This window comes from Symbioplanes lichenis (assembly GCF_030709675.1).
Taxonomy (GTDB): domain Bacteria; phylum Actinomycetota; class Actinomycetes; order Mycobacteriales; family Micromonosporaceae; genus Actinoplanes; species Actinoplanes lichenis.
Map to the genome: position 1 here is coordinate 423,186 of NZ_JAUZQD010000004.1, position 25,136 is coordinate 448,321.

The window sequence follows — 25,136 nt, forward strand, 5'->3', positions numbered from 1 at the left end:
GAGCGCTGACGACCGGGCCCGCCCCGCGAGGGACGGGCCCGGTCCGTCATCAGTGGCGCTCGGTGGCGTACAGGGAGGCGATCTCGTCGTCGGTCAGGGCCTTGTTCCAGGCGTGGGCCTGGTCGATGGCGCCGGACCAGTAGTCGGTCGGGTTGCCGGCGTACTTGGCGCGGCCCAGGGACAGCGGGCCGGTGCTGACGACGTCGGGGCCGGCCGGGACGGCGGCCGCCCGCTTGCCGTCGACGTAGAGCCTGACCTCACCAGTGGTGTGGTCGCGGACGCCGGCGAGGTGGTACCAGCGGTTCAGGTCGGGGGTGACGACCTGGCGGGCCCGGTTGCCGCCGGGGGTGCTGAAGGCGAAGGCGCCCTGGCCGTACTGCAGGTAGAAGGGGTTCTCGGTGGTGCGGGCGTCCTGGCTGAGCGCGCTGGCGTAGTTGCCGGGGAGCTTGTCCAGGGTGACCCAGGCGGCGACGGTGTAGTCCTTCGTGGTGTCGAGGACCGGCTTCGCGGTGTCGGCCGAGTCGCCGTCGCCGTCGAAGTGCAGAGCGCTGCCGGCCCAGGAGGTGTCGCCCTTGAGGGTCAGGTCGGCGCCGCTGCCGCTGGTGTCGCGGGCGGTGGTGCCGGTGCCCTCGTCCAGGTTCCAGTCGCCGCGGCCGGGGAAGCCGGTGGCGGCCACGGGGTTGGCGCCGGCGGCGATCACCGCGCGGTTGATCTCCCGTACGGCGGCGGGGTCGACCTTGATCTCCCGGCGGTCGTAGGTCCACAGGCCGTTGAGCTCGGTCTCGAGATCGGTGATCTGGGTGTAGACCGAGCCGGACAGCTCGGCGGCCGCGGCCTCGAGGTAGAACCGGCGGGTGTTGTCGACGTACTTGGCGGTCAGGGCCGCCTTGTCCGCGACGCCGCTGTAGATGACGGCCGGCGGGCCGGGCCACATGTGCCCCGGGGTGCGCAGCGTGAAGCCGCCGTGCTCGCCGTCCATCGCGATGCGGGTCGCGTCCGGGTACGCCGGGTCGGTGTTGTTGTAGTCGTGATGGTCGATCACGTCGCCGGCGCCGGAGTCACCCTTGGAGGCGCAGCAGTTGACGCCGCTGTGCGCGTTCAGGATGCGCGACGGGTCCTCCGCCTTGAGCTGAGTGGCGATCTGGCCGGTGGCGGTCCGGTCCCACTCGCCCCAGCCCTCGTTGAAGACGATCCAGCCGATGATCGACGGGTAGCTGTGCAGCTGCCGCATCTCCTCCCGGCCCTGGCTGAGGAACGCCTGCTGACCGGCCGTGGAGTTGATGTCGGCCGACACGAAGTCCTGCCACACGAGCAGGCCGAGCTCGTCGGCGTGCCGGTACCAGCGGGCGGACTCGACCTTGATGTGCTTGCGGACCGCGTTGAAGCCGAGCTTCTTGGTCTCCACCAGGTCGAACTTGAGCGCCGCGTCGCTGGGCTGGGTGTAGAGGCCGTCCGGCCAGAAGCCCTGGTCCAGCGTGGCCAGCGAGAAGATCGGCTTGCCGTTGAGCACGAGCTTCGGGAAGCCGCCGATCTGCTGGACGCCGACCGTGCGCAGGCCGAAGTAGCTGCGGACCTTGTCGCTGCCGACCTTCACCTCCAGGTCATAGAGGTACGGGTCGTCGGGGCTCCACAGGTGGGGGTTCTTGACCGTGAGCCGGAGATCGGCGCCGGCGCGGCCGGACACACTCCCGACCTGCTTGCCCTTCTTGTCGAAGGCGGTGATCGTGGCCCGCGACGACGAGGCCGACTTGACGTTGACGGTGATCCCGGTCAGATCGGGCGTGGTGACCACCTCGTCGATGCCCGCGGCGACGACCGGCTCCAGCCAGACCGTCTGCCAGATGCCCGACGACGGCTCGTACACGATGCCGCCCGGGTTGAGCGACTGCTTGCCCTTCGGCTGGTTCGGGCCGGTCTCGTCGGTGACGGCGACGATGATCTCCTGCGGGCCGAGGCCCTTGAGCCGCAGCGCGTCGGTGATGTCGGCGGTGAACGCCGTGTAACCACCCGTGTGGGAAGCGACCAGCTTGCCGTTGACCCACACCTTGGCCTGGTAGTCGACGGCGCCGAAGTTCAGCTTGACCCGCCGGCCGAGCCACGTGAGCGGGACGGTCACGACCTTGCGGTAGAACATGTGGTCCTCGCGCCGCTCGATGCCGGACAGCTGCGACTCGACCGGGTAGGGCACGGTGATCTTCTCGGGGAGCTTCTTGCCGAAGACCGGCTGCTGGCCCGCCTCCGCCCCGGCGAACTCCCACGGGCCGTTGAGGTTGAGCCAGTCCTTGCGGACCAGCTGCGGGCGCGGGTACTCGGGCAGCGGGTGGTTGCGGTCCACCTTGTCGCCCCACGGGGTGGTGAGGCGGTGCGTCGAGTTGTTGGTCACCGAGCGGATGAGCTGCGGGACGGTCTCGCCCCCGACGACCAGGCCGCCGGCGCCGTCGTAGTTGACGCGGACCCGCTGGCCCTTCTGCACGGTCGCGCCGAGGGTGATGACAACCTTGTCGGACTGCTGCCGCACGGCCTTGATCGGGAACGGCGTGGTGTCGACCTCCACCTTCACGTGCGAGGCGAAGTCACCGAGCGCCGTCACGCGGGCGTCGAAGTCGGCGGTCAGCGTCGTGCCGGCCTTGTCGACGGTGAAGGCGGCCGGGAAGACCTGGTAGCCGTCCGGCGGGGTGAACGCCGACTCCGGCACGATCTGCTTGGCCAGCCCGGGGGCGGCCCAGCGCAGGTAGAGGTTCGCGCCGCCGACGTCCTGGAACATCTCGACGCGTACGGTGTGGGCCTCGCCCGCCACGAGATGGACGGGCGCCGCGGCGGTCTGCTCGACGTCCCAGTCGCCGACCCAGTGGTCGATGACGGGCTGCTCGTCGAGGAAGAAGCGGAAGCCGTTGTCCCCGATCATCGAGAACGTGTAGTCGCCGGTGGCCGGGGCGGTGAGCTTGCCGGTCCAGCGGGCGGTCGTGTGCTCGGTGCGCCCGGTCAGCGACTCGAAGGCGCCGGCCAGGCCGGGCAGGTCGATGTTCGGGTCGAGGGTGGTGCCGCCGAGCTCCGCGAAGTCGCGGGCGCCGGGCGCCGACATCCGGTAGTAGTCGCCCTTCAGCCCGTGCACGGTGGGCGCGGCGGCCGAGGCGGCCCCGGTGGGCACGATCAGAACGGAGAGGGTCAGCAGGAGAGCCAGCAGAAGGGGGCGTACGGGAGATCGCGGCATCGAGTGTTTCCTTCCGATCAACGACGCGTTGCCAACAGATTTACGCATCGACATGCATCAGGTCAACAGAAGGCAACAGATTCGGACACCCGGGGGGCAGCACCACCGCCGATCCGGGGGATGGCCGGGCCGGCTTCGCGCCGCTATCCTCCTAGCGTCTGTCTCATGAGGAAACTGCTGAGTACGGGCATCGCGGGGGCGCTCATCGCATCCTCGCTCGGAGTGGTCGCGGCCCCGGCCGTGGCCACCGCGGCGCCGGGCCGGCTGGTCTCGGCCACACCGCTGCACACCTACGCCACGCGCGCCGGTCCCGCGCTGACGTTCGCCTCGGCGGGCTTCGCCGCGGTGGCGCCCGACTATCTCGAACGACACCGCGCACTGCCACGCGACCCTGGGCGCCCCGACCGTCGACGTCGGCGTCGACACCGGCTACAACGGACTCGTCCACGAGGGCTCGGAGATCCTCGCCCTCCCGCTGATCACCCGCTGGTTCAGCGGGACGAGATCCTGACGCGGCGGCCGACCTCCGCGCGCAGCCGGACGAATTCCGGCTGTTCGCGGGTGGCGATCTGGTCGCCTCGGACGGGGAGGCGGACGGGGAGGTCGGCGACGATGCGGCCCGGGTGGCCGCCGAGGACGACGACGCGGTCGCCGACGTAGACGCTCTCGTCGATGTCGTGCGTGACGAACAGAATGGTCATGTTCGGATTGCGCACTTCGAGCAGGAGGTCCTCCAGGTCCTCGCGGGTCTGGGCGTCGACCGAGCCGAACGGTTCGTCCATGAGCAGCAGGCTGGGCCGGCACACCAGGGCGCGGGCGATGGCGACGCGCTGCTGCATGCCGCCGGACAGTTGCGCCGGGTGCTTGCGGGCGGCGCCGGCCAGGCCGACGGACTCCAGGGCGGCGACGGCGGCGGCGCGGCGGCCGGTGCGGGACATGGGGGTACGCCGCAGGGGCAGCGCCACGTTCTCGCGCACGCTGAGCCAGGGCAGGAGCGAGCGGCCGTACTCCTGGAAGACGACCGCCAGGCCGGCCGGGACGCCCGCCGCCTCGGTCCCGTCGACGAGGATCTTGCCCGCGGCCGGGGCGGCGAGGCCCGCGACACAGCGCAGCAGGGTGGACTTGCCGCAGCCGGACGGGCCCACGATGCTCACCAGCTCGCCCCGGGCGACGCTCAGGTGGATGTCCTCGAGGACAGGCTGCCCGTCGTACGCGTGGGTCAGCCCCGCGATCTCCAGCACGCTCAGCTCCCGGCGGGGTAGGCCGTGGTGCCCTCCGGCGCCACCGGCACCACCACGACGGCCGGGCCGTCCGCGCCCAGGGCCGCGCGCAGCGTGTCCCCGAGATCGGCGCCGGTGGCCCGGACGGCGGGACAGCCCAGCCCCGTGGCCACGGTGACCAGGTCGAGCCCCGGGATGTCGGTGCCGACCACGCCGGGCGCCCCCTGCCGCCGGCCGAGCTGCTTGACCGCCTCGTAGCCGCCGTTGTCCAGGATCACGAACGTCACCGGGGCGCGTTCGCGGGCCGCCGTCCACAGGGCCTGGACCGAGTACATCGTGGAGCCGTCGCCCATGACGCACACGACCCGCGTCCCGGCGAGGGCCCGGCCGACCGCGAGCGGGAGCCCCCAGCCGAGCGCGCCGCTGCCCGTGGTCAGGAAGCCGCCGGGGCGGGTGATCGGGAAGCGCGCGTGGAAGGTCTCGCGGTGCGACGGCGCCTCCTCGACGACCACCGCGTCCGGCGGCAGGAGCCGGTGCACGGTCTCGATGGCGTGGCCCGCGCTCGCCAGGGGTGCGGCGGGCAACGGCTCGCGGGGCGGCAGGGGCGAGCGGTCGCTCTTGTGCACGAGCGGGAGCAGCGCGGCCAGCCCGGCGCGGACCGTGGTGAGCACGCTCGTGCCCACGGGCGCCCAGGCCGCCGCCTCCGGGTCGCAGTCCAGCTGGAGGAGCCGGGTGCCGGGCGGGAGGAACGGGCCCGGCGACGCGACGTGGTACTTGAAGATGGGGCCGCCGGCGGACAGGACGACGTCGTGGCCGGCGAGGCAGGCGACGATCTGGTCGCGTACCGGGGGAAGGAAGCCGCGGAAGAGCCGGTGGTCCTCCGGGAAGCCGGACCGGCCCGAGAGCGGGGTGATCCACACCGCGGCCGCGAGCCGCTCGGCCAGCTCGACCGCCTCCGCCTGCGCCCGGTCGTCGTCGACGCCCGCGCCGATGACCAGCGCGGGAGCGTTCGCGGCGTTGAGCGCGTCGGCGACCACCCGCACGCCCTCGGGCGAGGGGCCGAAGTCCGGGTACAGCTCGCGGCAGGGGACGGCGGTAGCAGGCTGCTCCCAGTCGTCCTCGGGCACGGACAGGAACACCGGCCCGCAGGGCGGGGTCAGGGCCGTCCGGTACGCCTCCGCGAGCGCGACGGGCACGTCCTGCGCGCGTTCCGGCTGGGTGCTGACCTTCACGTACGGGCGGGGGAACGTCGCCGGCTCGTCGGCGCCCAGGAACGGCCGGGTCGGCAGCATCTCCCGGGTCTGCTGACCGGCGAGCACGATCAGCGGCACCCGGTCCCGGTACGCGTTGAACACCGCCCCGAGCCCGTGCCCCACACCGCCCGCCGAGTGCAGGCTGACCAGTCCCGGGCGGCGCGCGCCCAGGGCATAGCCGGCCGCGGCGGCGACGGCGACCGACTCCTGCAGGCCCAGGACGTACCGGAAGTCGGCGGGCCAGTCGCGCAGCATGCGCAGCTCGGTCGAGCCGGGGTTGCCGAAGACCGTCGTGATCCCGGCCTGGCGCAGGAAGTCGAACACGGCTTCACGAACGTTCATCGGTGCCACCTCAGCAGTCGGCGCTCGGCGGTCAGCAGGAGCAGGTTGAGCAGGTAACCGAGCAGGCCGAGCAGCAGCACGGCGGCCCACACGGCCGGCAGGTCGGAGCGGCTCTGCGCGTCGGTCAGCTGGAAGCCGATGCCGTTCGCCGTGCCCGGCAACAGCTCGGAGAAGACCATCAGGATGAGCGCCAGCGACAGGCTCAGCCGCAGGCCCGCCGCGATCCGGGGCAGGGCGGACGGCAGCACGATCCGGGTCAGCCTGTCCGCCGCGCTCAATCCGAACACGCGCGCCGTGTTCGTCTGGACAGGATCCACCTGGCGTACGCCGTCCGCGGTGTTGAGCAGAATCGGCCACACCGCACCGGCCACGATGGACACGATCTGCATCGGCGTTCCCAGGCTCAGCAACACGACGAACACCGGCACGAGCGTCGGCGGCGGGATCGCGCGGGCGAACTGCAGGAGCGGATCCAGGTACGCGAAGAGGCGCTCGGACCGGCCCAGCGCGAGCCCGAGCAGCACCCCGGCGACGAGCGCCCCGGCCAGCCCGGCCGCCATCCGGCCCAGGCTGGGCAGTACATCGGCCACGGCGGCGTCGGTGAGGAAGACGTGCCCGGGCGGGCCGGAGAACCACAGCTCGTGCATCCGGGCGACGATCCGCGACGGCGGCGGGAAGAAGACATCGCCGGCCCGGCGGGTGCCCGCTTCCCAGATCAACACCACCAGCAGGGGTACGCCCACCCGCGCGGCGATCCGCACGCGGCTGCGCGCCATGTCGCTTCGCGCACCGCCGCTCATGGCACTTTGCGCGCGGCCGCGTGCGGGGCTCGTGACGCGGCCTCGCGTGGGGCTTCTCACGCCGCTGCCCGCCACGGCAGGAGCCGGCGCTCGCCGCTCGCGAGCAGCGCGTTGGCGATCAGGCCGAGTGTGCCCGCCCACACCGTGCCCGCAAGCACGTCCGTGGTGCCGTCGACCACCTGCTGCCCCTGCGCGATGAACACGCCGAGCCCGGTCCCGAACCCGGCCAGAATCTCGGTGCCGACGGCGAGGATCAGCCCCACCGCGGCAGCCAGGCGGACCCCGGTGGCGATGAACGGCACGGCCGCGGGGAGCGCGACGCGCCCCACGATCGCGAGCCGGCCGAACCCGAAGACCCGCAGCGTCTCGCGCGGGACCGGGTCGGCGTGGCGAAGGCCGTACACGGTGGCGAAGAGGACCGGCCAGACGGCGGCATAGGTCACCAGCGTGACCTCCGACCGCAGCCCCGCGCCGAGCAGCAGCCCCGCGAGCGGGATCAGCGCCACCGACGGGATGGGCCGCAGGAACTCGAGCACCGGCCGCACCGCGTCGTCCAGCGCGGGCACACTGCCCAGCAGCAGCCCGGCGCCGATGCCCAGCCCCGACGCGCAGGCCAGCCCGGTCAGCCAGGCCCGGACCGTGTGCGCGACGCCGAGCAGGAAATCCTGGTCACCGGTCAGGCCGGCCGCGCGCGCGAGCACCGTACCCGCCGGGGGGAGGAAGTCGGGCCGGATCGCCCCCGTCGCCGCCAGCAGCTGGCTCAGCGCCACGACCACGGCGAACCCGGCCAGCCCCCGCGCCCACCGCCCCGCCCGGGTCATGGCCGCGCGCGGTCTCCTTCGGCCGATCATCGCCCGGCGTGATAGATGATGCTCGCGGCGTCCAGGTCGGCCTTGAGCAGGCCCTGCTGTCGCATGAGATCGATCAGCTTCTGCAGACGGGCGGGTTCCAGCTCCGACGGGTACGCCGGGAGGTCGAGCGCGGCGGCGGTCGGCGCGTCGACCTTGGCGAAGGACGGCAGCACCTTCTCGACCTGTTTGCGGTCGGAGTTGGCGAGGTTCTGCGCCCGGGTGATCGCCCGCTGGAAGGCGGCCGCGGTGTCCGGATTCTTGTCCACCCAGTCGGCCGTGCTGATGTAGCCGCTGACCGGCAGGTCCGTCACCGGCGCCTGACCGGCGTCGAGCAGCTGGGTCGCCTGCACCTTCTGCTTGAGCACGGTCCCGAACGGCTCGGCCGTGTGCACCGCGTCGACGTCGCCGCCGGCGAGAGCCTTGTCCATGACCGAGAATTGCACCGCGCGGTATTTGATCGTGGCCGGATCGACGCCGTTGGCCCGCAGCACCGCATTGAGGGTGAGCGACTGGATGTTGTTCAGAATGTTGACCGCCACGGTCTTGCCGGCCAGATCCTTGACCGTCTTGATCGGCGATCCGGGCGGCACGAGCACCTGCAAAAATTCCGGGGCCACGGCGGCACCGTCGGCCACGATCCGCATCGCGAGCGTGCCCTGCTGATGGGCCTGGAGAAAGGTCACGTAATTGCCGTTGATCACCTCGAGCTGACCATTCTTGAGCGCGGGCAGCGCGGCGAGGCTCTGGGCCACCGGCTGCAGCGTGACCTCGAGGTCCTCGGCGGCGAAGTAGCCCTGCTCCTGGGCGATGTAGAGCGCCGCGGCGTCGACCACCGGCAGCACGGCCACGGTGACGTGCTGCTTGGAGGACCCACTGCCGCCGTCGCCGTCACCGCCGCAACCGGGCGCGGCTAACACGAGCACGGCGGCACACAGAATTGCTGCGATGCGGTGCTGTCGCATGGGTACCAGTCAATACCTCAGCGCCGCGCCGGGGCAAGGACTATCGCAACGGCGACACGTGACAAACGCTCGGTACACAGTGGAACGCCGCCATTCGAGATCGTGACGGGGCCCATACTGTCGCGGGCCGGACGGCGGGCGCGCGCGGCCGGGCGTACGTTGGCGGGGTGGAAAGATCTTGGTCCCTGCGCCCGGCGACGCCCGCCGACGCCGCGTGGCTCGCCGCCCTGCGCGCCGTGGGTCTGCGCCCGGACCTCGAGCGCCTGGGCCGCTGGGACGACACGGCCGAGCAGCGGGTCCGGCAGCGCTTCCTCACCGAGTATGTGCCCGGCAACACCGACGTGATCGAGCACGAGGGCCGCCCGGTCGGCGGCATCGCCATCCGCCCCGAGCCCGCCGAGCAGTGGCTCGAGCACTTCTATCTCGACCCCGCCGTCCGCGGCCTGGGGCTCGGCAGCCAGGTGCTGCACCACGTCCTCGACGCCCACCGCGACTCCCGGCCCTACCGCCTGGTCGTCGTCCGCGGCAGCCGCGCGGTGCGCCTCTACGAGCGGGCCGGCTTCACCCACGAGTCCGACCACCCCAACGGCGTCGACCTCATCATGAGGGCCGCGGGGTCGCGAGCCGTCCCGCAACAATGGTGAGCTCGCCTTCTCCGAGGACCCGCCTTCCGGCGTGAGGAGGCGAGGCCGGGAATACGCCGGAGCGCGGCCGGCGCTGCGTTGATCATGAGCAACGCGCCCGCACCGGCCACGCGGCGGCTGTCCGACCCGCTGGCCGAGCCCGTACGTCTCTTCGGTGCGCACGGGTCGGTCGGGACCCGGACCGACGCGGGCGGCGACTGGGGTCTCTGGATCGACACCTGCCCCGGCGCGGCGATGCACCTCATCGTGGCCGGGACCGTGTGGCTGCAGGTCCCGCACGAGCCGATCCGGCAGCTCCGGGCGGGCGACGCGGTGCTGTTGCCGCCGGACACGGTCCACGGGCTGTCCAGCGGCGAGGGCGTACGGATGGGGTCCTGCGATGTCGCGGCCGCCGCCCGGGCCCGGGACCGGGGCGGCGTGGTGCGGCTCGGTTCCGGACCGGTGTCGGCGCGGTTGATCACCGTGCACTACGACCTCGACCCCGCGGTGAGCCAGACGCCGGTGTCGATGCCGGGAGCCGTCCTGCACGTCGAGGCGGCCCGCAGCCGCAAACTGGACGCGACGATCGGTCTGCTGTGCGACGAGCTCTCGCATCCCGAGATCGGTGTCACCGCCGCGGTCAACAGCCTCGTCGACCTGCTGCTCGTGCAGTTCGTCCGGGCGGTGGGCGCCGTCGGCTCCGGTCCCGCCACGTCGCCCTGGCTGACCACGGTGACCGACCCGGTGGTCCGCGACGCCCTCGCCCTCATGCACCGGCGTCCCGCGTACCCGTGGACGACGGCCGATCTCGCCTCGGCGGTCCGGGTGTCGCGGGCCACCCTGAGCCGCCGTTTCCCCGCCGCGCTCGGGATGTCCCCGGGGGCCTACCTGACGTCGTGGCGGATGGACGTGGCCGCCGTCCGTCTTCGCGACACCGACGACCCGATCGACGTCGTCGCCGGAACCGTCGGCTACGGTTCGTCGCACGCCTTCCGCCGGGCGTTCCAGCGGGCCCGCGGGCAGTCGCCGCTGCACTACCGCGCCGTGTCCCGGATCGCGGAGTAGCCACCCGGGACCGCGAGCCGGCCTCAGCCGCTGGTCGCCATCACGAAACCGCGCGGCTCGCCGGTCAGCGCGGCCTTGGCCGCCGCGCCGTAGTCGTCCGCCACGATCTCGATCCGGCCGGCCTCGATGCCGTCGAGCGCGGCGCCGACGATGTCGGCCGGGTCGTTCATCACGGCCGCCGGGTTGAACGCCTTCATGGTCTCGGTTCTCGTCGGCCCGAAGACCAGCCCGGACACGAGGGTCCGCTGCTTCTCCAGCTCGAGCCGGATCCCGTTGGTCAGGCTCCACTGCGCGGCCTTGGCCACCGCGTACGAGTTGTTGCCGTCGAAGCTCATCCAGGACAGGTTCGACAGCACGTTGAGGATGGCGCCGCCACCGTTGGCGCCGAGCACCGGCGCGAACGCGCGGACCATGGCGAGGGTGCCGAAGAGATGCGTCTCGACGACCGTCCGGATCTGGTCCAGGTCGCCGTCGATCAGGTTCTGCCCCAGCGAGACGCCCGCATTGTTGATCAGCAAGGTCACGTCGCCGGCGGCCTCAGCGGCGGCGGCCACCGACGCCGGGTCGGTGACGTCCAGGCGCAGCGGCACGACGCCGGGCAGATCGACGAGCTCGGCGCGGCGCGCGGCCGCGTACACCTTCGCCGCCCCGCGCCGCAGCAGGTGCTCGGCGAAGAGGCGCCCGAGGTCACGACCGGCGCCGGTGACCAGCGCCGTGGATCCCTGTATGTGCATGATGCTCCCTGTCCGATGGGCCGTCTTTCCGGTCGATCGTAGGAACGCGGCCGGGACGCGCGGGTGGCCGAAAGCCTCAGGACCGTGACCGTCTGCCTCTGTTTTCCGAACGCCCGCCGCGGGTGGCCATTCAGGACGGTCGCTGCCCGGCGGCGGGCGAGCGGGGTCCCATTGCGCTGCCGGGATGACACGGGAATGGGCGGCTGTCGACGACCCTGCATGACGGCCGCGTCCTTCTGGCCGGCCACCGCGACCTCTGGCTCCGCACGACCGGCCCGGCCGCCGGATGAGCCTCAGACCCGGACCAGGATCTTGCCCGGCCCGGCCTCGCCGCGCAGCATCGCCATGAAGACGTCGGCGGTGTTCGCGATGCCGTCGTGCACTGTTTCCTGATAGCGCAGACGACCGTCGGCGACCAACGGGCCCACCTCGGCCAGGAACTGGTCACGCAGGTCCTGGTGGTCGCGGACCAGCATGCCGCGGACGGTCAGGCGTTTGCCGATCAGCTGGCTCAGGTTGCGGGGCGCGGGCACCGGCCCGGTGGCGTTGTAGACGCTGATCATGCCGCAGACGCAGACCCGGCCGTGCACCTTCAGGGCGCTGATCGCCGCCTCCAGGTGGTCGCCGCCGACGTTGTCGAAGTAGACGTCGATGCCGTCCGGGGCGGCCGCCTTGAGCAGGTCGCGCACCCGGCCGTCGTGATGGTCGAAGGCCGCGTCGACGCCCAGCTCGTCGCGCAGCCAGTCGACCTTCTCCGGCGAGCCCGCACTGCCGATCACGCGCGAAGCGCCGCGCAGGCGGGCCAGCTGCACCACCACCTGACCGACCGCGCCCGCCGCGCTCGACACCCACACCGCGTCGCCCTCGCGGAACTCGGCGGTGCGCAGCAGGCCCGCGTACGCGGTCAGGCCGGTCATGCCCAGCACTCCCAGGTACGCCCCGAGCGGCGCGACAGCCGGGTCGATCTTCGCCGCCGACGTGGCGGTGACCAGCGCGTGGGAGCGCCAGCCCAGCCCGTGCAGCACGTGGTCGCCCGGCGCGAACCCCGGGGCGGACGAGGCGAGGACCTCGCCGACAGCGCCGCCCTCCAGCGCCTGGCCGACCTCGTAGGGCGCGACGTAGGACTTGGCGTCGTTCATTCGGCCCCGCATGTACGGGTCGACGCTGAGCAGGTCGTTGCGGACGAGCAGCTGCCCCGGGCCCGGATCGGGCAGCGGGGTCTCCACGAGGGCGAAGTTCTCCGCGACGGGCGCGCCGTGCGGACGGGAGGCGAGGTGAATCTCGAGGCTCGTCGTCACCCCGCCCACCCTAGGGTGGTCATTCGCGCATTGCCGTCCGCGCGTCCGGCCGGCGCGGCCACAATCACGATCATGGCGCACTGGCTGCTGCAGACGAACTCCAAGGACGAGCGGGTCACGCCCGGGACGGCGGCGTGGCCGATCCGGCGGCACCGCGAGCGGGTCGAGCCGGGCGACGGCGTGGTGGTGTGGCGCAGCGGCCGGGGCGGCGGGGTCGTGGCGGCGGGCGTCGTGAGCGGCAAGGCCGGGGACCACACGGCGATCGACGTGACGCTCGACCGGGTGTTCCCGGTGATCGGCCGGGAGACGCTGAAGGCCGACGAGCGCTTCGCGGGCGCCCAGGTGCTGCGGGCGCCCGGCGGCGGGAACCCGCTCCCGGTCGACCAGCCCGCGTGGGAGGCGATCGAGGAACGGATCCCGCCGCAGGGACCCGTGGCCGCCACGGTCCGCGGGGCCGCGGCGGCGGTGGCAGCGGGTGCCACCGCCGTGCGGGAGGCGTTGCGAACCGCGGTGAAGCGCAACTAGACGGTACGGGCCAGCCGGTCGGCCAGCAGCTTCGCGAAGCGGGCCGGGTCGGCCAGGTCGCCGCCCTCGGCCAGCAGGGCGGTGCCGTAGAGCAGCTCGGCCGTCTCCGGCAGCGACGCGTCGGCGGCGTCCCGCTCGTGCGCGTCGCGCAGCGCCACCACCAGCGGGTGCGCCGGGTTGAGCTCGAGGACGCGCTTGACCGCGGGCACGTCCTGCCCCATGGCCTTGTACATCTTCTCGAGCGTCGGCGTCATGTCGTCGCCGTCGCTGACCAGCAGGGCCGGCGAGGTGGAGAGGCGGCCGGTGAGGCGGACCTCCTTGACCTCGTCGAGCGTCTCGCCGAGCCAGGTGAGCAGCGGCGCGAACTCGCCCGTCTTCTCCTCCGACGGCTTCTCGTCGGCGGGGAGGTCGACGTTGCCCCGGGCGATGGACTGCAGCTTCTTGCCGTCGTAGTCCGGCACCGCCTCGACCCAGATCTCGTCGACCGGATCGGTGAGCAGCAGGACCTCGTAGCCCTGGGCCTGGAAGGCCTCCATGTGCGGGGAGTTCTCCACCTGCGCCCGGCTCTCGCCGGTCATGAAGTAGATCTCCTCCTGGCCCTCCTTCATCCGCGACACGTAGTCGGCGAGGGTGGTGGGCTCCGCGCCGTGCGTGGTGGCGAAGGACGAGACGTCGAGGATGGCCTTCTGGTCCTCGGCCGGGTTGAGCAGACCCTCCTTGATGGCCCGGCCGAACTCGCGCCACAGGGTCGCGTACTTCTCCGGCTCCTTGGTCTGCAGGTCCTTGATCGTGCTGAGGACCTTTTTGGCCAGGCGCTTGCGGATCAGCTGGATCTGCCGGTCCTGCTGCAGGATCTCGCGGGAGATGTTGAGCGACAGGTCGGCCGCGTCGACGACACCCTTGACGAAGCGCAGGTAGTCGGGCATCAGCTCCTGGCTGTCGTCCATGATGAAGACGCGCTTGACGTAGAGCTGGATGCCGCGGCGGCCGTCCCGCTGGAAGAGGTCGTGCGGGGCCCGGGCCGGGAGGAAGAGCAGGGCCTCGTACTCGAAGGTGCCCTCCGCCCGCATCTGGATGATCTCCAGCGGGTCGGTCCAGTCGTGGCTGATGTGCCGGTAGAACTCGTGGTACTCCTCGTCCTTGACCTCGGAGCGCGGCCGCGCCCAGAGGGCCTTCATGGAGTTGAGGACCTCGGGGTCACCGTCGGTCTTGACCAGGCGGATCGGGAACGAGATGAAGTCGGAGTACCGCTTGACGATCCCCTTGATCTTCCACTCGTCGGTGTAGTCGTAGAGCGCGTCCTCCTCGTCGGCCGGGCGCAGGTGGACGGTCACCGCCGTGCCGGGCGCCGCGTCCGCGACCTCCTCGATGGTGAACGTGCCCTCGCCGGCCGACTCCCAGCGCGTACCCGTGTCCTCGCCGGCCTTGCGCGTGACCAGGGTGACCTTGTCGCCCACCATGAACGTCGAGTAGAAACCGACGCCGAACTGGCCGATCAGCTCGCCGGCCGAGGAGTCCTTGGTCTCCTTGAGCTTGCGCAGCAGCTCCGCGGTGCCGGACTTGGCGATCGTGCCGATCAGCGCCACGACCTCGTCCCGGGACATGCCGATGCCGTTGTCGCGCACCGTGATCGTCCGGGCGTCCTTGTCCGCCTCGATCGCGATGTGCAGGTCGTCGGCCGTCAGGGCGTCGTCGGTGAGGGCGGCGAGGCGCAGCTTGTCCAGGGCGTCGGAGGCGTTGGAGATCAGCTCGCGCAGGAAGATGTCCTTGTTCGAGTAGATCGAGTGGACCATCAGCTGCAGGAGCTGGCGCGCCTCGGCCTGGAACTCCAGCGTCTCGGTGCTCATGTCATCCCTCCGTGAGTACGAGTGCTTCCCGCGCCGATGGTATCCAGGACGGAGTCAGTCGAAGTCGTCGATCCCGTCCAGGCGCCGCGTGTCCCAGTCGAAGGTGTCCGCGTCGGGCAGGCCGCCCTCGCCGGACTCCCACGGGAAGAACCGCGGCTCCTCCTCCTCGGCCGGCTCCTCCCAGTCGTCGGTCTCGACGGGCTCCGGCTCCTCCCACGTGGGCTCCTCGTCCGGCGCGGGCTCGTCCCATGTGGGCTCGGCGTCCGGCGTCGGCGGCTCGAAGACCGGCGGAGGGGGCGTGAAGACAGGCGTCGGCGGCGGGGTGAAGACCGGCGTCGGCACAGGGGGCGCCAGCACCGGCGGCGTTGTGGGGGTCGTGGTGCGGATCACCGGTACGGCCGGAGCCGCCTTGGTGCGAGCGGGCCGCGTCGTCGAGCGCACCGGCCCGGCCGGAGTCAATGTCCAGATCGTCGACGGGTCCACGGCATCGGGCGTGAACGGGTCAATGGTGTCCGGCATGATCGACGGCGCGCCGGGAGCCGGGGCGGGCTGCCGCCGGACCGGCACATTGTTCAGCGCCGCGTCGGGCTCCCGCGCCGGGCCCAGCTGCGCGTCGGCGACCACCGGCCGATGCCCCAGCCCGGCCGCCTCGTGCCGGGCCGCCCCGCCGCCACTGCCGCCGTCGCCGAGCACGAGCGCCCCCGCGCCCGCCGCCACGAGCACCGCCACGCTGCCGCCGATGACCTGCTTGTCGCGTCTTGTCAACTCTCCCATGAAACCGTCATACAGGCACGAAGCGGACTCTGTACGCAAATGGCCTAGGTTGCCTCCCGGCGTGGCGCGCGGACCACCGCGAGCAGCACGAGCGCGACGGCGCACAGCCCGGCCCCGCACGCCGTCACTACCATGAGCAGCACGCGTACGGGCACCCGCGTCGCCAGCCACCCGAACCCGAGCATGAGCGGAATCTCCAGCCCGGCGCACAGCCCGAGCAGCAGTCCCGCCTCCCCGACACCGCCGCCCAGCTCGCGGCTCACGACCAGCGACAGCGCCTGGACCGACAGGGCGCCGGCGCACCGGGTCAGCACGAACACCACGAGCGTCGCCGCCAGCAGCAGGCGCGGCACGTCCACGCCGGCGCCCGGGGCGGGCCGGGTGGCGGCGAGCTCCGGGGCGTCCGGCAGGCCGAGGGCCACGACCAGGGCGGCGGCGTACATGAGCGACGCGAAGCCGTACACCAGGATGAAGCCGCCGGTCTCGAGCAGCACGGCGGCCAGCGGCGGCCCGGCGACCCACGCGACCGAGAAGAGCGTGCGCAGGGCGCTCATCGTGAAGGCGACGCGGTCCGAGCCGGCGAGCGCCTCCCGGGCGTACGCGAACGACTGCGGCATCATCGCCCCGGCCAGCGCGGTGATCGTGACGGTGACCGCCAGGAGCGCCCAGTAGTCGCGCGTCAGCGCGGTGACGGCGGTCGCCAGGCAGCCCGCCGCGGCCGTGATCACGAGCACGCGGCGGCGACTGGGCAGCCGGTCGGAGATCCGGCCGACGACCGTCGAGACGATCACCACCGACACCGGCGCCGCGGCCAGGAAGACGGCGGCGTGGAGCGGGTCGGCGTGCACGGCGTCGTCGAGGAAGAGAGCCAGGAACGGCGACGCCATCGCGGTCGAGAGCCCGACCGCCAGGAAGACGAGCGCGAGGGGCAGCCAGCGGCGCGCGGCCCGGCGTACGGAGGTGAAGGTCGCCACAGCCACGGAACGTCACGCTATCCCGGCGCCCCGGGGCCGCGCAGTGTCGGCGCTCACTCCGGCGCCAAAACTACGTTCGGTAAGACTTTTGGGTGATCTTCCCGACCTGACCAGGTAATCACTACTCACGGTAATGCCACTTAGAGTGGCTGCGTGACCTTGAGCGAGGCTGCCGTGGCGGCAGCAGTGACAGTAAGTATTGCCGGTGTTTCTTACGCTGCGTTGAACACGGACGCGCTGACGGCCCGGGCCGAGACGGTGGCGAGCGCCGCCACGTGCCGCACGGTGGACGCCGCGATCGTCGCGTACGTGGCCGAGCACGGCACCGCCCCGGCGCGGATCTCGCAGCTCCGGTCCTACGTGAAGGGCGACATCTCGGCGTACCGGATCAGTAAGGGTGTCGCCGCCGGCCCCGGCTGCTGACGTCTCGGCGCGGCGCCCGGATCGCCGCCTCTGTCCGTTTATGGTCAGCTGTCATGAAGCGTCGGACTCTCCTGGCGGGCGCCGGGGCGGCACTGACCCTGACGGCCGCCACCACCTACTCCCGGCTACGGCCGGCCCAGGAGCCGGTGATCCCGGACGCCCCGGCCGGCGACGAGCAGCTGGAGCCGCGCGAATCGCGCGCCCGCGGCCGTACGGTCGATTTCTGGACGGCCGTGCCCGCCGGTCACGGTGACGGCCGCGGCCTGCCGGTGTGCCTGGTCCTGCACGGCCGGTCGAAGACGGCGGCCGACTTCCCCGCGCTCGGCCTGGCCCGCTTCCTGACCGAATCCGTACGCCGCGGCAACCCGCCCCTCGTCCTGGCCGGAGCCAATGGCGGCCGCCAGGGCTGGATGCCATGGGCCGGCGACGACCCGCAGCGGATGGTGCACGAGGAGTTGCCGGAGTGGTGCGCCGAGCGCGGCTTCGTGACGACCTCGTTCGCCGCCTTCGGCTGGTCGATGGGCGGCGCCGGAGCGTTGCTGCTCGCCGAGACGTTCCCGGGCTTCGTGCGCTGCGTCGGCGCCCTCTCCCCCGCCATCACCGAAGGCGGTCCGGTGTTCACTCGCGCGGCTGCACTGCGGGGCGTTCCGGTCGGCCTGTGGTGCGGCACCGACGACAGCCTGATCGACACGGCGCGCACGTTCGAGACGGTGTTGCCGCAGCCCAAGGCGGCCGGGACCTACGGGCCGGGCCGGCACAACTTCGCCTACTGGAGCCGGTGCCTGCCCGCGCTGCTCGATCTGGTGGCACGCGAATGAATCCGGCGGAGGCCGCATGGGGCAGGTACCGTCATTACACAGTGCAACGGTTCCATAACGCTTGGAGGATCACCAATGCGTCGTGCCGCTGTCGTCGCCGCCCTCGTCGTCGCCGCGCTCGGGGTTGCCGCCCCCGCGCAGGCCTTCGCCCACAACAACGTCCACAATGCCACCCTGCACGCCGTGCTGGACGGCCTGACCCTGGCCGTCGCCTCGGCGCCGGTCTGGACCGCGCTGCTGTGGCGCGGTTCCCGCCGCTGGCTGCTCGCCGGCCTGGTCGCGGTCGTGCAGATCCCCGTGGCCATCATCGGCTTCGTGCCGATCGTGCACCCCGGCCTGCACCTGGCCCTGTTCGCCCTGGCGCTGGGCCTGACCGGCGCCTCGCTCTACGTGGTGCGCCGCGCGCCCGCGCCGGCCCCGGCCCGCATCGACTCGTAGAGCCACTCGCCCGCGGGGGTACGTACGGCCAGGCCGGTCACCGTGTCGTCCGGCCCGGCCCGCAGGATCCGCACCGCCGGGCAGCCCGGCGTCTCCGGGTGCCAGAACCCCGCCGGGTCCCGCACGGCGGAGAACGCACAGTGCTCCTCGTCGGTCCAGCCCCAGGCGAGGAGCAGGTCCCGCCCGCCGAGGGAGTACCGTCCCGCCGACGCGACGCGATCCCCCTCGGTGCGGTGGAAGAACTCGGCCCGCAGCCCTGGCACCGCCACCCCCTCGAAAGTGGCGTTGAGCACGGTGCGGTGCGGGCTGTAGGTGTCCAGATCGGGCAACGGCACGCGCCGAGCCTGCCACGATCACGCCCCCACCGGCGGGAAGTCCACGCGGAACAACCCGCTTCGGGCGACTCCGGGAACTTTTCCGCACTTGCGTACCACTGTCCCCGCTCGACAGATCCGGCCGGAAGCGCCAGACTCGTGCGCGCCCTTCACGTTCGACCGGGAGCTGTTTCCAACCATGCGTCGTCGCGCCGCCAGCCTGATCACCGCCACCCTCTTCGCCGCCGCCCTCGCGGGGTGCAGCCACGGCAACCCGATCTGGGGTGATCCGGAGGCCGCGCCGACCTCCGCGGCGGCGACCGCCGAGGCCGCGGCGGCGCCCGAGGCCACCGCCACCCCCCGGTCGACCAAGGCCCAGGCCGCCGGCGCCTGGAAGCCGTGCGGCAAGGACTGCGCCGACGTCGCCGACGACACCTGCGACGGTCTCTACGCCGCGCGCGCCAACAGCCGGGGCGCCCTGCTCGACATGATGATCCAGGACGACTTCCAGATCGACCAGAACCGCATCAAGGACTGCCCCCGCTTCGCCGCCGACTGGAAGGTCGCCCTGGCCGGCTTCGGCGAGGGCACGCTCCAGGTCGGCGCGGACGTCCAGCCCGGAAAGTACGTGACCACCGCGAACCTGAGCGGCAAGAAGGTCCTCGAGTGCTTCTGGGAGCGCCGCGACGCCGCCGGCGAGCTCCTGGGCGGCGACACGATCGCCTCGGCGGCCAAGGTGACCGTCACCATCAAGGCCGGCGACGCGACCTTCACCAGCCAGGGCTGCGGCAACTGGATCCCGGCCTGAGCCATCCTGGGGGCATGCGTCTCGTCTCGCTGCTGCCCTCCGCCACGGAGATCGTCTACGCCCTCGGCCTCGGTGACCAGCTCGTCGGCGTCACCTTCGAGTGCGACGAGCCGCCCCGCGCCCGGGCGGAGAAGACGGTGGTGGTGGGCGGCCGCGACACCCGCGGCATGACCCCCGCGGCCATCGACGAGTACGTGAAACAGCAGCTGGCCGCCGGCGACGACCTCTACACGCTCCGCGCCGGCGCCCTCCGTGACCTGGCCCCGGACCTGATCCTCACCCAGGACCTGTGCCGCGTGTGCGCCCTGCCCTCCGGCCACGTCACGGACGCCCTCGACCACCTGGGCTGCCGCGCCGACGTGCTGTCGCTGGACCCGTACACGCTGGACGAGGTGCTGGCGACCGTCGCCGAGGTGGCCGCGCGGGCCGGCGTACCGGAACGTGGGGTGGCCCTGGTCGCCGCTCTGCGGGCGCGCCTGGACCGCGTCGCCGCCGCCGTGGCCGGCCGCCCCCGTCCGCGCGTCACCGTCGTCGAGTGGGTCGACCCGCCCTTCGGCGCCGGGCACTGGGTGCCCGACCTGATCACGGCCGCGGGCGGCGACCCCGTGGCGGCCCGCCCGGGCGAGCGCTCCGCCGAGACCACCTGGGCCGCCCTGGCCGCGCCGGACCCGCAGGTCGTGCTGGTCACCCCGTGCGGCTTCCACCTCGACGGCGCCGCGGCCCAGGCCGAACGGGTCGTCCCGCACTTCCCGGGCGCCCAGGTCTGGGCCCTCGACGGCGATTCCCTCGTCGTCCGCCCGGGCCCCCGCCTCGTGGACGGCGTCGAGGCGATCGCCGCCATCCTGCACCCGGACGCCGTCGCGGCCCCGTCCGGCGCCGCCCGCCGCGTCGCCTGAGCCCGTCTCCCCCTGAGGTCGTGGCCCGGCCCGGCCGGGTCGTCGCGCGATCATGACTGAACTGTTCGCGCCCGGGAACCGTATTGGTAGCAAGCGGCGGCCGAGACCTGGCCGTCCGGTGAGCCCGGATGTTGGAGGAACGTTGACGATCGTCGTCAGGCGAGAGGTCGCAGTACGCATTCATCCCCCTGTACCGGGCACCCTCGCCCAGGCCGGCCTGCTCGGCGGGCTGGGCCTGCAGCTGGGGTTCGGCGCGGCCGGATGGATCACCTCGGCGGTCTTCGTGACGGCGACCTGGGTGCTGTTGTCCCGGGCGCTGGGCCGGCCCGAGTTCCACCGCTGGGGACCCGCGGACACCGTCACCTACGGCCGGCTGATCCTGACCGGCGGCGTGACGGCGCTGCTGGCCGAGTCGCTGGCCGGCGCGCCCCACCACGCCGTGCTGATCGCGCTGGCGGCGACGTCGCTCGCGCTGGACGGCGTGGACGGGCAGGTCGCCCGGCGTACGGGCACCACCTCCCGCTTCGGCGCCCGCTTCGACATGGAGTCCGACTCGGTGCTCGCCGTGGTGCTGAGCGTCTACCTCGCGTCGATGATCGGCTGGTGGGCCGTGGCGATCGGGCTCTTCCGCTACGCGTTCGTCGTGGCCGCGTGGGCGTTGCCGTGGCTGCGCGGGTCGCTCCCGTACCGGATGTCGCGCAAGGTCGTCGCGGCGTCGCAGGGTGCGGTGCTGGTCGTGGCGAGCACGGGTCTGCTGCCGACCACTGTGGCGCAGGCGCTCGTGGCCGTGTCGATCGTCTCGCTGATCTGGTCGTTCGGCGTCGACGTCCGGCACCTGCGGCGGACGGCGGCCCCGGAGCTCGTGCCGGGTTACCGTTCCGCATGACCTTCGACCGTACCGCCGTCGAGGGGCTGGCGGCCGATCCCCGCGCGTCCGCCATCCACCGCTCGTTGCGCTACTACTACGGCAACGCGGAGCACGACGCCGCGCTGGACCGGCTCTATGCGGCCTGGGTGCGGCCGGGCGATCTCGTCGTCGACGTCGGCGCCCACGTCGGCGACCGGGTGGGCAGCTTCCGCCGGCTCGGCGCGCGGGTGGTGGCGGTCGAGCCCCAGCCGCTGTGCGTGCGCGCGCTGCGCGAGATCTATGCCGGCGACCCGGACGTGACCGTGGTCGAGGCGATCTGCGGCGAGCGGCCGGGCACGGCGGACTTCTTCGTCAACTCGGCCAACCCGACCGTGTCGACCGCCTCGGCCGACTTCGTGCGCTCGGCCGACGGCGCGTCCGGCTGGCGGGAGCAGGTCTGGGACGACCGGATCGAGGTGCCCGTCGTCACCCTCGACGCGCTGATCGCCGCGCACGGCACCCCCGCCTTCGTGAAGATCGACGTGGAGGGGTTCGAGGACGCCGTGCTCAGCGGGCTCAGCACGGCTGTGCCGGCGTTGTCCTTCGAGTTCACGACGATCGGGCGGGACGTGGCGCAGCGCTGCCTCGACCGGGCCGGCGCCCTGGGCTTCGAGCGCTTCAACGTCGCGCTGGGCGACAGCATGGCCCTCGAGTTCGGTGAGTGGATCACCGCCGGGGCGATGGCCCAGCACATCGCGGGGCTGCCGCACGAGGCCAACTCCGGCGACGTCTACTGCCGCCCGGCCTGACCGGCCGCGACCAAGATCGCGCCGCGTATGGTTTTCTTCGGCGCCGTCTTGCGGGGAGGAACATTTCGATGAAGGCCGAGGCATTCTGGCTGGCCGAGCCCGGGCGCGGGGAGATCCGCCCGGTCACCCTGCCCGATCCCGGCCCGGACGACGTCCTGGTCCGTACGCTCCACTCGGGCGTCAGCCGGGGCACGGAGACGCTGGTCTTCCGGGGCGGCGTGCCGGAGAGCCAGCACGAGGTCATGCGGGCGCCCTTCCAGGAGGGCGACTTCCCGGCGCCGGTCAAGTACGGCTACCTGAACGTCGGCGTGGTCGAGCAGGGCGCGCTCGCCGGGCGTACGGTCTTCTCGCTCTTCCCCCACCAGACGCGGTTCGTGGTGCCGGCGAGCGCGGTGACCGTGGTTCCGGACCAGGTGCCGCCCGCGCGGGCCGTCCTGGCCGGGACCGTCGAGACCGCCCTCAACGGTTTGTGGGACGCCGCGCCCCTGATCGGCGACCGGATCGCGGTGGTGGGCGCCGGGATGGTCGGGGCCAGCGTGGCCGCGATCCTGTCGAAGTTCCCGGGCGCCCGCGTGCAGCTGGTCGACGCGAACCCGGAGCGGGCCTCGCTGGCCGCCGCCCTGGGCGTCGACTTCGCGCTGCCGTCCGATGCCGCCGGCGACTGCGACCTGGTGATCCACGCCAGCGCCACCGCGGCCGGGCTCACCCGCTCACTCGAGCTGCTCGCCCCGGAGGGCACCGTCGTCGAGCTCAGCTGGTACGGCGACCGCGAGGTGACCGTGCCGCTCGGGGAGTTCTTCCACTCGCGGCGGCTCGTGGTCAAGAGCAGTCAGGTCGGCGGGATCGCCCCGGCCCGGCGCGGACGGCGCACCTACGCCGATCGGCTGGCCACGGCGCTGGACCTGCTGGCCGACCCCGTCTTCGACGCGCTGCTGACCGGTGAGTCGGCCTTCGCCGCGCTGCCCGAGGTCATGCCGAAGCTGACGTCCGGCGAGCTGCCGGCCCTGTGCCACCTGATCACGTACGACGACAAGGCAGGAGAGTAGATGTTCAGCGTCACGGTCCGTGACCACATCATGATCGCGCACAGCTTCCGCGGGGAGGTGTTCGGCCCGGCGCAGCAGCTGCACGGCGCCACCTTCGTCGTGGACGCCACCTTCAAGCGCCCCGAGCTGGACGCCGACAACATCGTGGTGGACATCGGCCTCGCACTGCAGGAGCTCGGCGCGATCTGCAAGGGACTCAGCTACCGCAACCTCGACGACGATCCGGACTTCGCGGGCATCAACACGTCGACGGAGTTCCTCGCCAAGGTCATCGCGGACCGCCTCGCGGCGCAGGCGACCGGCGGCGGGCTCGGCCCGGGCGCGAGCGGGCTCACCGGGATCGCCGTGACGTTGCACGAGTCACACGTCGCGTGGGCGAGCTACGAGCGGGATCTGTGACCTCGACGCTGTACGCGGTGCTGCCGGGTGGGATCGACGACCCGGCGGCGCCGAGCGGCGGAAACACGTACGACCGGCGGGTCCTGGCGGGACTGTCCGCGCAGCGTGAGGTGCGCGAGATCCTGGCGAGCGGATCCTGGCCGGTGCCTGATGACAAAGACGTGGAACGGCTGGCCGGAGCCCTGAGAGCGCTCCCCGACGGGGCCACGGTGCTGCTCGACGGGCTGGTGGCCTGCGCCGCCCCGGGGGTTATGGAAGCACAGCGCGGCCGGCTCCACCTCGTCGTGCTCGTCCACCTGCCGCTGGGCGACGAGCCCGGGGCGGATCCGGCGCTGACGATCGGCGAGCGCCGGGCCCTGGAGAGCGCGACCACCGTCGTCGCCACGAGCGAGGGCGCGGCCCAGCGCATCGAGCAACTCCACGATCTGCCCCGGGTCTTCGTGGCTCCCCCGGGCGTGGACGGGGCCGGCGTGGCCGAGATGTCCGAGACGGGCAACCGGTTGCTCTGCGTCGCCGCCGTCACCCTCAGGAAGGCGCAGGACGTCCTGGTCGAGGCACTGAGCCTGGTCGATGACCTCCCGTGGCAGTTACGCTGCGTAGGATCGCTGGACCAGGACCGCCACTATGTGACCCGGGTGCGGTCCGTCAGTGACCGGGTGGAGTTCCCGGGCCCGCTGACGGGGGCGGCGCTGGACGCGGCCTACGCGAGTGCGGACCTGCTCGTGCTGCCGTCGCGGGCGGAGACGTACGGGATGGTCGTGACCGAGGCGCTCGCACGGGGCGTGCCTGTGCTGGGCACGCGCGTGGCGGGCGTACCGGAAGCGCTCGGCTCGGCCCCGGACGGCCGGGTGCCGGGCGCTCTGCTGCCGCCGGGTGATGTGCCGGCCCTGGCCGGTGCCCTGCGGCGCTGGCTGACCGACCCCGGGCTGCGGGCCGGATGGCGGTCCGCGGCGCTGGCCCGCCGCGGCACCCTGCGCGGCTGGGACGAGACGACGAGACGACTGAGCGAGGTACTCCCATGACTGGCGAATTCAGCACCGACTGGCTGCTCCTGCGCGAGCCCGCCGACGCGGCGGCGCGCGCGGCCGACCTGGCCGGCCTGGTCAAGGCCGAGGGCGAGCTGGTGATCCGCGACCTGGGCTGCGGCGCGGGGTCGATGGCCCGGTGGCTGGCGCCGCTGCTGCCCGGCCCGCAGCGGTGGATCCTGCAGGACCGGGACCCCGCACTGCTGGAGTACGCCGCCGCGCACGTCCCCGCCACCGCGGCGGACGGCAGCCCCGTGACCGCCGAGACGGTCGAGCTGGACGTCGCCGCGCTCACGGCCGACGACCTCGCCGGGGTGAGCCTGGTCACCTGTTCGGCGCTGCTCGACCTGTTCACGGCCGACGAGATGACCGCGCTGGCCGAGACAGTCGTGGCCGCCGGGGTGCCGGCGCTCTTCACGCTGACCGTGGCCGGCGAGGTGACGTTCGACCCGCCGCACCCGCTCGACGAGCAGGTGACCGCCGCGTTCAACGACCACCAGCGCCGCCGTACGGGTGACCGCTGGCTGCTGGGCCCGGAAGCCGTGGGCGCCGCCGCGCAGGCGTTCGCTCAGGCCGGGGCGAGCGTGACGACCCGCGAGACCCCGTGGCGGCTGGGCCCCGAGCAGGCGCCGCTGATCCTCGAATGGCTGAAAGGCTGGGTCGCCGCGGCCGCCGAACAGCGCCCTGAGCTGCAGCTGGACGGCTATCTGGCGGCCCGGTCGGCGGCGGCCGGGGCGGGCGAGCTGCGGGTGACGGTCGGCCACCAAGATCTTTACGCGCAGATCGGGTGAACCATGAGCCCCCTGCCGGACGTGTAGTGATGCAGACACGGCG

General features: G+C 72.7%; 26 protein-coding genes. 14 read left to right on the forward strand and 12 right to left on the reverse strand.

Going from position 1 to position 25,136, the window contains the following annotated elements; genetic code table 11:
• Positions 1-49: 49 nt before the first annotated feature.
• The 6 genes from RAN62_RS12165 to RAN62_RS12190 all read right to left on the reverse strand — a co-directional run bounded on the left by RAN62_RS12165 (position 50) and on the right by RAN62_RS12190 (position 8,639).
• The gene (locus RAN62_RS12165) at positions 50-3,211 is read right to left on the reverse strand and encodes a LamG-like jellyroll fold domain-containing protein (protein ID WP_305784676.1); all 3,162 of its coding nucleotides are present in this window, start codon (positions 3,209-3,211) and stop codon (positions 50-52) included.
• 491 nt (positions 3,212-3,702) lie between these two features.
• Entirely contained in the window at positions 3,703-4,452 is a 750-nt protein-coding gene (locus RAN62_RS12170; protein ID WP_305784677.1) for an ABC transporter ATP-binding protein, read from the reverse strand.
• A gap of 2 nt (positions 4,453-4,454) precedes the next feature.
• Entirely contained in the window at positions 4,455-6,026 is a 1,572-nt protein-coding gene (gene mdlC / locus RAN62_RS12175; protein ID WP_305784678.1) for a benzoylformate decarboxylase, read from the reverse strand.
• Positions 6,023-6,802, reverse strand: coding sequence for an ABC transporter permease (locus RAN62_RS12180; protein WP_305784679.1), 780 nt, complete (start codon positions 6,800-6,802; stop codon positions 6,023-6,025). The genes mdlC and RAN62_RS12180 overlap by 4 nt, the downstream gene beginning before the upstream one ends.
• Positions 6,803-6,882: 80 nt before the next feature.
• Positions 6,883-7,647: an ABC transporter permease gene (locus RAN62_RS12185; RefSeq protein ID WP_305784680.1), complete on the reverse strand. Its 765-nt coding sequence runs from the start codon at positions 7,645-7,647 to the stop codon at positions 6,883-6,885.
• 26 nt (positions 7,648-7,673) lie between these two features.
• Positions 7,674-8,639, reverse strand: coding sequence for an ABC transporter substrate-binding protein (locus RAN62_RS12190; RefSeq protein ID WP_305784681.1), 966 nt, complete (start codon positions 8,637-8,639; stop codon positions 7,674-7,676).
• Positions 8,640-8,806: 167 nt separating this feature from the next.
• Between RAN62_RS12190 and RAN62_RS12195 the strand changes: the two genes are divergently transcribed.
• Together RAN62_RS12195 and RAN62_RS12200 are read left to right on the forward strand one after the other, a co-directional pair.
• Positions 8,807-9,283: a GNAT family N-acetyltransferase gene (locus RAN62_RS12195; protein ID WP_305784682.1), complete on the forward strand. Its 477-nt coding sequence runs from the start codon at positions 8,807-8,809 to the stop codon at positions 9,281-9,283.
• Positions 9,284-9,367: 84 nt separating this feature from the next.
• Positions 9,368-10,327: an AraC family transcriptional regulator gene (locus RAN62_RS12200; protein WP_305784683.1), complete on the forward strand. Its 960-nt coding sequence runs from the start codon at positions 9,368-9,370 to the stop codon at positions 10,325-10,327.
• A 23-nt stretch (positions 10,328-10,350) separates the two neighbouring features.
• Here the strand turns inward: RAN62_RS12200 and RAN62_RS12205 are convergent, their stop codons facing one another.
• Together RAN62_RS12205 and RAN62_RS12210 are read right to left on the reverse strand one after the other, a co-directional pair.
• On the reverse strand, positions 10,351-11,061 hold the full coding sequence (locus tag RAN62_RS12205; RefSeq protein ID WP_305784684.1) for an SDR family oxidoreductase: 711 nt from the start codon (positions 11,059-11,061) through the stop codon (positions 10,351-10,353).
• Positions 11,062-11,354: 293 nt separating this feature from the next.
• Entirely contained in the window at positions 11,355-12,368 is a 1,014-nt protein-coding gene (locus RAN62_RS12210) for an NADP-dependent oxidoreductase (protein ID WP_438874492.1), read from the reverse strand.
• A gap of 63 nt (positions 12,369-12,431) precedes the next feature.
• On the opposite strand from RAN62_RS12210, the gene RAN62_RS12215 reads away from it, so the two are divergent.
• Positions 12,432-12,884 carry an EVE domain-containing protein gene (locus RAN62_RS12215; RefSeq protein WP_305784686.1) on the forward strand — a complete coding sequence of 151 codons (453 nt, stop codon included), beginning with the start codon at positions 12,432-12,434 and terminating at the stop codon, positions 12,882-12,884.
• Here the strand turns inward: RAN62_RS12215 and htpG are convergent.
• From htpG to RAN62_RS12230, 3 genes are read right to left on the reverse strand one after another with little or no spacing between them, the layout of a single operon-like run.
• Positions 12,881-14,731 carry a molecular chaperone HtpG gene (gene htpG, locus RAN62_RS12220; RefSeq protein ID WP_305784687.1) on the reverse strand — a complete coding sequence of 617 codons (1,851 nt, stop codon included), beginning with the start codon at positions 14,729-14,731 and terminating at the stop codon, positions 12,881-12,883. The genes RAN62_RS12215 and htpG overlap by 4 nt on opposite strands.
• Positions 14,732-14,785: 54 nt before the next feature.
• Positions 14,786-15,496: a hypothetical protein gene (locus tag RAN62_RS12225; RefSeq protein WP_305784688.1), complete on the reverse strand. Its 711-nt coding sequence runs from the start codon at positions 15,494-15,496 to the stop codon at positions 14,786-14,788.
• A gap of 53 nt (positions 15,497-15,549) precedes the next feature.
• On the reverse strand, positions 15,550-16,485 hold the full coding sequence (locus RAN62_RS12230; RefSeq protein WP_305784689.1) for an MFS transporter: 936 nt from the start codon (positions 16,483-16,485) through the stop codon (positions 15,550-15,552).
• A 147-nt stretch (positions 16,486-16,632) separates the two neighbouring features.
• Here RAN62_RS12230 and RAN62_RS12235 point away from each other — a divergent pair, with 147 nt between their 5' ends.
• From RAN62_RS12235 to RAN62_RS12245, 3 genes are all read left to right on the forward strand, one after another.
• The gene (locus RAN62_RS12235; RefSeq protein WP_305784690.1) at positions 16,633-16,902 is read left to right on the forward strand and encodes a hypothetical protein; all 270 of its coding nucleotides are present in this window, start codon (positions 16,633-16,635) and stop codon (positions 16,900-16,902) included.
• Positions 16,903-16,955: 53 nt separating this feature from the next.
• Entirely contained in the window at positions 16,956-17,720 is a 765-nt protein-coding gene (locus tag RAN62_RS12240) for an alpha/beta hydrolase (RefSeq protein ID WP_305784691.1), read from the forward strand.
• Positions 17,721-17,795: 75 nt separating this feature from the next.
• Complete coding sequence (locus RAN62_RS12245; RefSeq protein ID WP_305784692.1) at positions 17,796-18,158, forward strand: hypothetical protein; 363 nt, start codon at positions 17,796-17,798, stop codon at positions 18,156-18,158.
• On the opposite strand, the gene RAN62_RS12250 is transcribed toward RAN62_RS12245, so the two are convergent.
• A complete protein-coding gene (locus tag RAN62_RS12250) occupies positions 18,107-18,493 on the reverse strand; it encodes a hypothetical protein (RefSeq protein WP_305784693.1) in 387 nt (128 codons plus the stop codon). The genes RAN62_RS12245 and RAN62_RS12250 overlap by 52 nt on opposite strands.
• A gap of 178 nt (positions 18,494-18,671) precedes the next feature.
• On the opposite strand from RAN62_RS12250, the gene RAN62_RS12255 reads away from it, so the two are divergent.
• From RAN62_RS12255 to RAN62_RS12290, 8 genes are all read left to right on the forward strand, one after another.
• Positions 18,672-19,280, forward strand: a complete 609-nt coding sequence (locus RAN62_RS12255) for an Rv1352/Rv1906c domain-containing protein (protein WP_305784694.1) — start codon at positions 18,672-18,674, stop codon at positions 19,278-19,280.
• 14 nt (positions 19,281-19,294) lie between these two features.
• Positions 19,295-20,176 (forward strand): ABC transporter substrate-binding protein, encoded by an 882-nt coding sequence (locus tag RAN62_RS12260; protein ID WP_305784695.1) that lies wholly within the window; start codon positions 19,295-19,297, stop codon positions 20,174-20,176.
• A gap of 142 nt (positions 20,177-20,318) precedes the next feature.
• Entirely contained in the window at positions 20,319-21,062 is a 744-nt protein-coding gene (locus RAN62_RS12265) for a CDP-alcohol phosphatidyltransferase family protein (RefSeq protein WP_305784696.1), read from the forward strand.
• A complete protein-coding gene (locus RAN62_RS12270; protein WP_305784697.1) occupies positions 21,059-21,832 on the forward strand; it encodes an FkbM family methyltransferase in 774 nt (257 codons plus the stop codon). The genes RAN62_RS12265 and RAN62_RS12270 overlap by 4 nt, the downstream gene beginning before the upstream one ends.
• Positions 21,833-21,894: 62 nt before the next feature.
• On the forward strand, positions 21,895-22,878 hold the full coding sequence (locus tag RAN62_RS12275; protein WP_305784799.1) for a zinc-dependent alcohol dehydrogenase: 984 nt from the start codon (positions 21,895-21,897) through the stop codon (positions 22,876-22,878).
• Positions 22,879-23,277, forward strand: a complete 399-nt coding sequence (locus RAN62_RS12280) for a 6-pyruvoyl trahydropterin synthase family protein (RefSeq protein WP_305784698.1) — start codon at positions 22,879-22,881, stop codon at positions 23,275-23,277. It abuts the gene before it with no gap.
• Positions 23,274-24,299 (forward strand): glycosyltransferase family 4 protein, encoded by a 1,026-nt coding sequence (locus tag RAN62_RS12285; RefSeq protein ID WP_305784699.1) that lies wholly within the window; start codon positions 23,274-23,276, stop codon positions 24,297-24,299. Before RAN62_RS12280 ends, RAN62_RS12285 begins: the two co-directional genes overlap by 4 nt.
• On the forward strand, positions 24,296-25,093 hold the full coding sequence (locus RAN62_RS12290; protein ID WP_305784700.1) for a class I SAM-dependent methyltransferase: 798 nt from the start codon (positions 24,296-24,298) through the stop codon (positions 25,091-25,093). The genes RAN62_RS12285 and RAN62_RS12290 overlap by 4 nt, the downstream gene beginning before the upstream one ends.
• Positions 25,094-25,136 lie beyond the last annotated feature (43 nt).

Excerpts from the sequence above, each read along its gene's own strand:
- RAN62_RS12165 (WP_305784676.1), bottom strand. The coding sequence starts at position 3,211 with ATGCCGCGATCTCCCGTACGCCCCCTTCTGCTGGCTCTCCTGCTGACC.
- mdlC (WP_305784678.1), bottom strand. The coding sequence starts at position 6,026 with ATGAACGTTCGTGAAGCCGTGTTCGACTTCCTGCGCCAGGCCGGGATC.
- RAN62_RS12180 (WP_305784679.1), bottom strand. The coding sequence starts at position 6,802 with ATGGCGCGCAGCCGCGTGCGGATCGCCGCGCGGGTGGGCGTACCCCTG.
- RAN62_RS12185 (WP_305784680.1), bottom strand. The coding sequence starts at position 7,647 with ATGACCCGGGCGGGGCGGTGGGCGCGGGGGCTGGCCGGGTTCGCCGTG.
- RAN62_RS12190 (WP_305784681.1), bottom strand. The coding sequence starts at position 8,639 with ATGCGACAGCACCGCATCGCAGCAATTCTGTGTGCCGCCGTGCTCGTG.
- RAN62_RS12200 (WP_305784683.1), top strand. The coding sequence starts at position 9,368 with ATGAGCAACGCGCCCGCACCGGCCACGCGGCGGCTGTCCGACCCGCTG.
- RAN62_RS12205 (WP_305784684.1), bottom strand. The coding sequence starts at position 11,061 with ATGCACATACAGGGATCCACGGCGCTGGTCACCGGCGCCGGTCGTGAC.
- RAN62_RS12215 (WP_305784686.1), top strand. The coding sequence starts at position 12,432 with ATGGCGCACTGGCTGCTGCAGACGAACTCCAAGGACGAGCGGGTCACG.
- htpG (WP_305784687.1), bottom strand. The coding sequence starts at position 14,731 with ATGAGCACCGAGACGCTGGAGTTCCAGGCCGAGGCGCGCCAGCTCCTG.
- RAN62_RS12240 (WP_305784691.1), top strand. The coding sequence starts at position 16,956 with ATGAAGCGTCGGACTCTCCTGGCGGGCGCCGGGGCGGCACTGACCCTG.
- RAN62_RS12245 (WP_305784692.1), top strand. The coding sequence starts at position 17,796 with ATGCGTCGTGCCGCTGTCGTCGCCGCCCTCGTCGTCGCCGCGCTCGGG.
- RAN62_RS12255 (WP_305784694.1), top strand. The coding sequence starts at position 18,672 with ATGCGTCGTCGCGCCGCCAGCCTGATCACCGCCACCCTCTTCGCCGCC.
- RAN62_RS12260 (WP_305784695.1), top strand. The coding sequence starts at position 19,295 with ATGCGTCTCGTCTCGCTGCTGCCCTCCGCCACGGAGATCGTCTACGCC.
- RAN62_RS12270 (WP_305784697.1), top strand. The coding sequence starts at position 21,059 with ATGACCTTCGACCGTACCGCCGTCGAGGGGCTGGCGGCCGATCCCCGC.
- RAN62_RS12280 (WP_305784698.1), top strand. The coding sequence starts at position 22,879 with ATGTTCAGCGTCACGGTCCGTGACCACATCATGATCGCGCACAGCTTC.
- RAN62_RS12290 (WP_305784700.1), top strand. The coding sequence starts at position 24,296 with ATGACTGGCGAATTCAGCACCGACTGGCTGCTCCTGCGCGAGCCCGCC.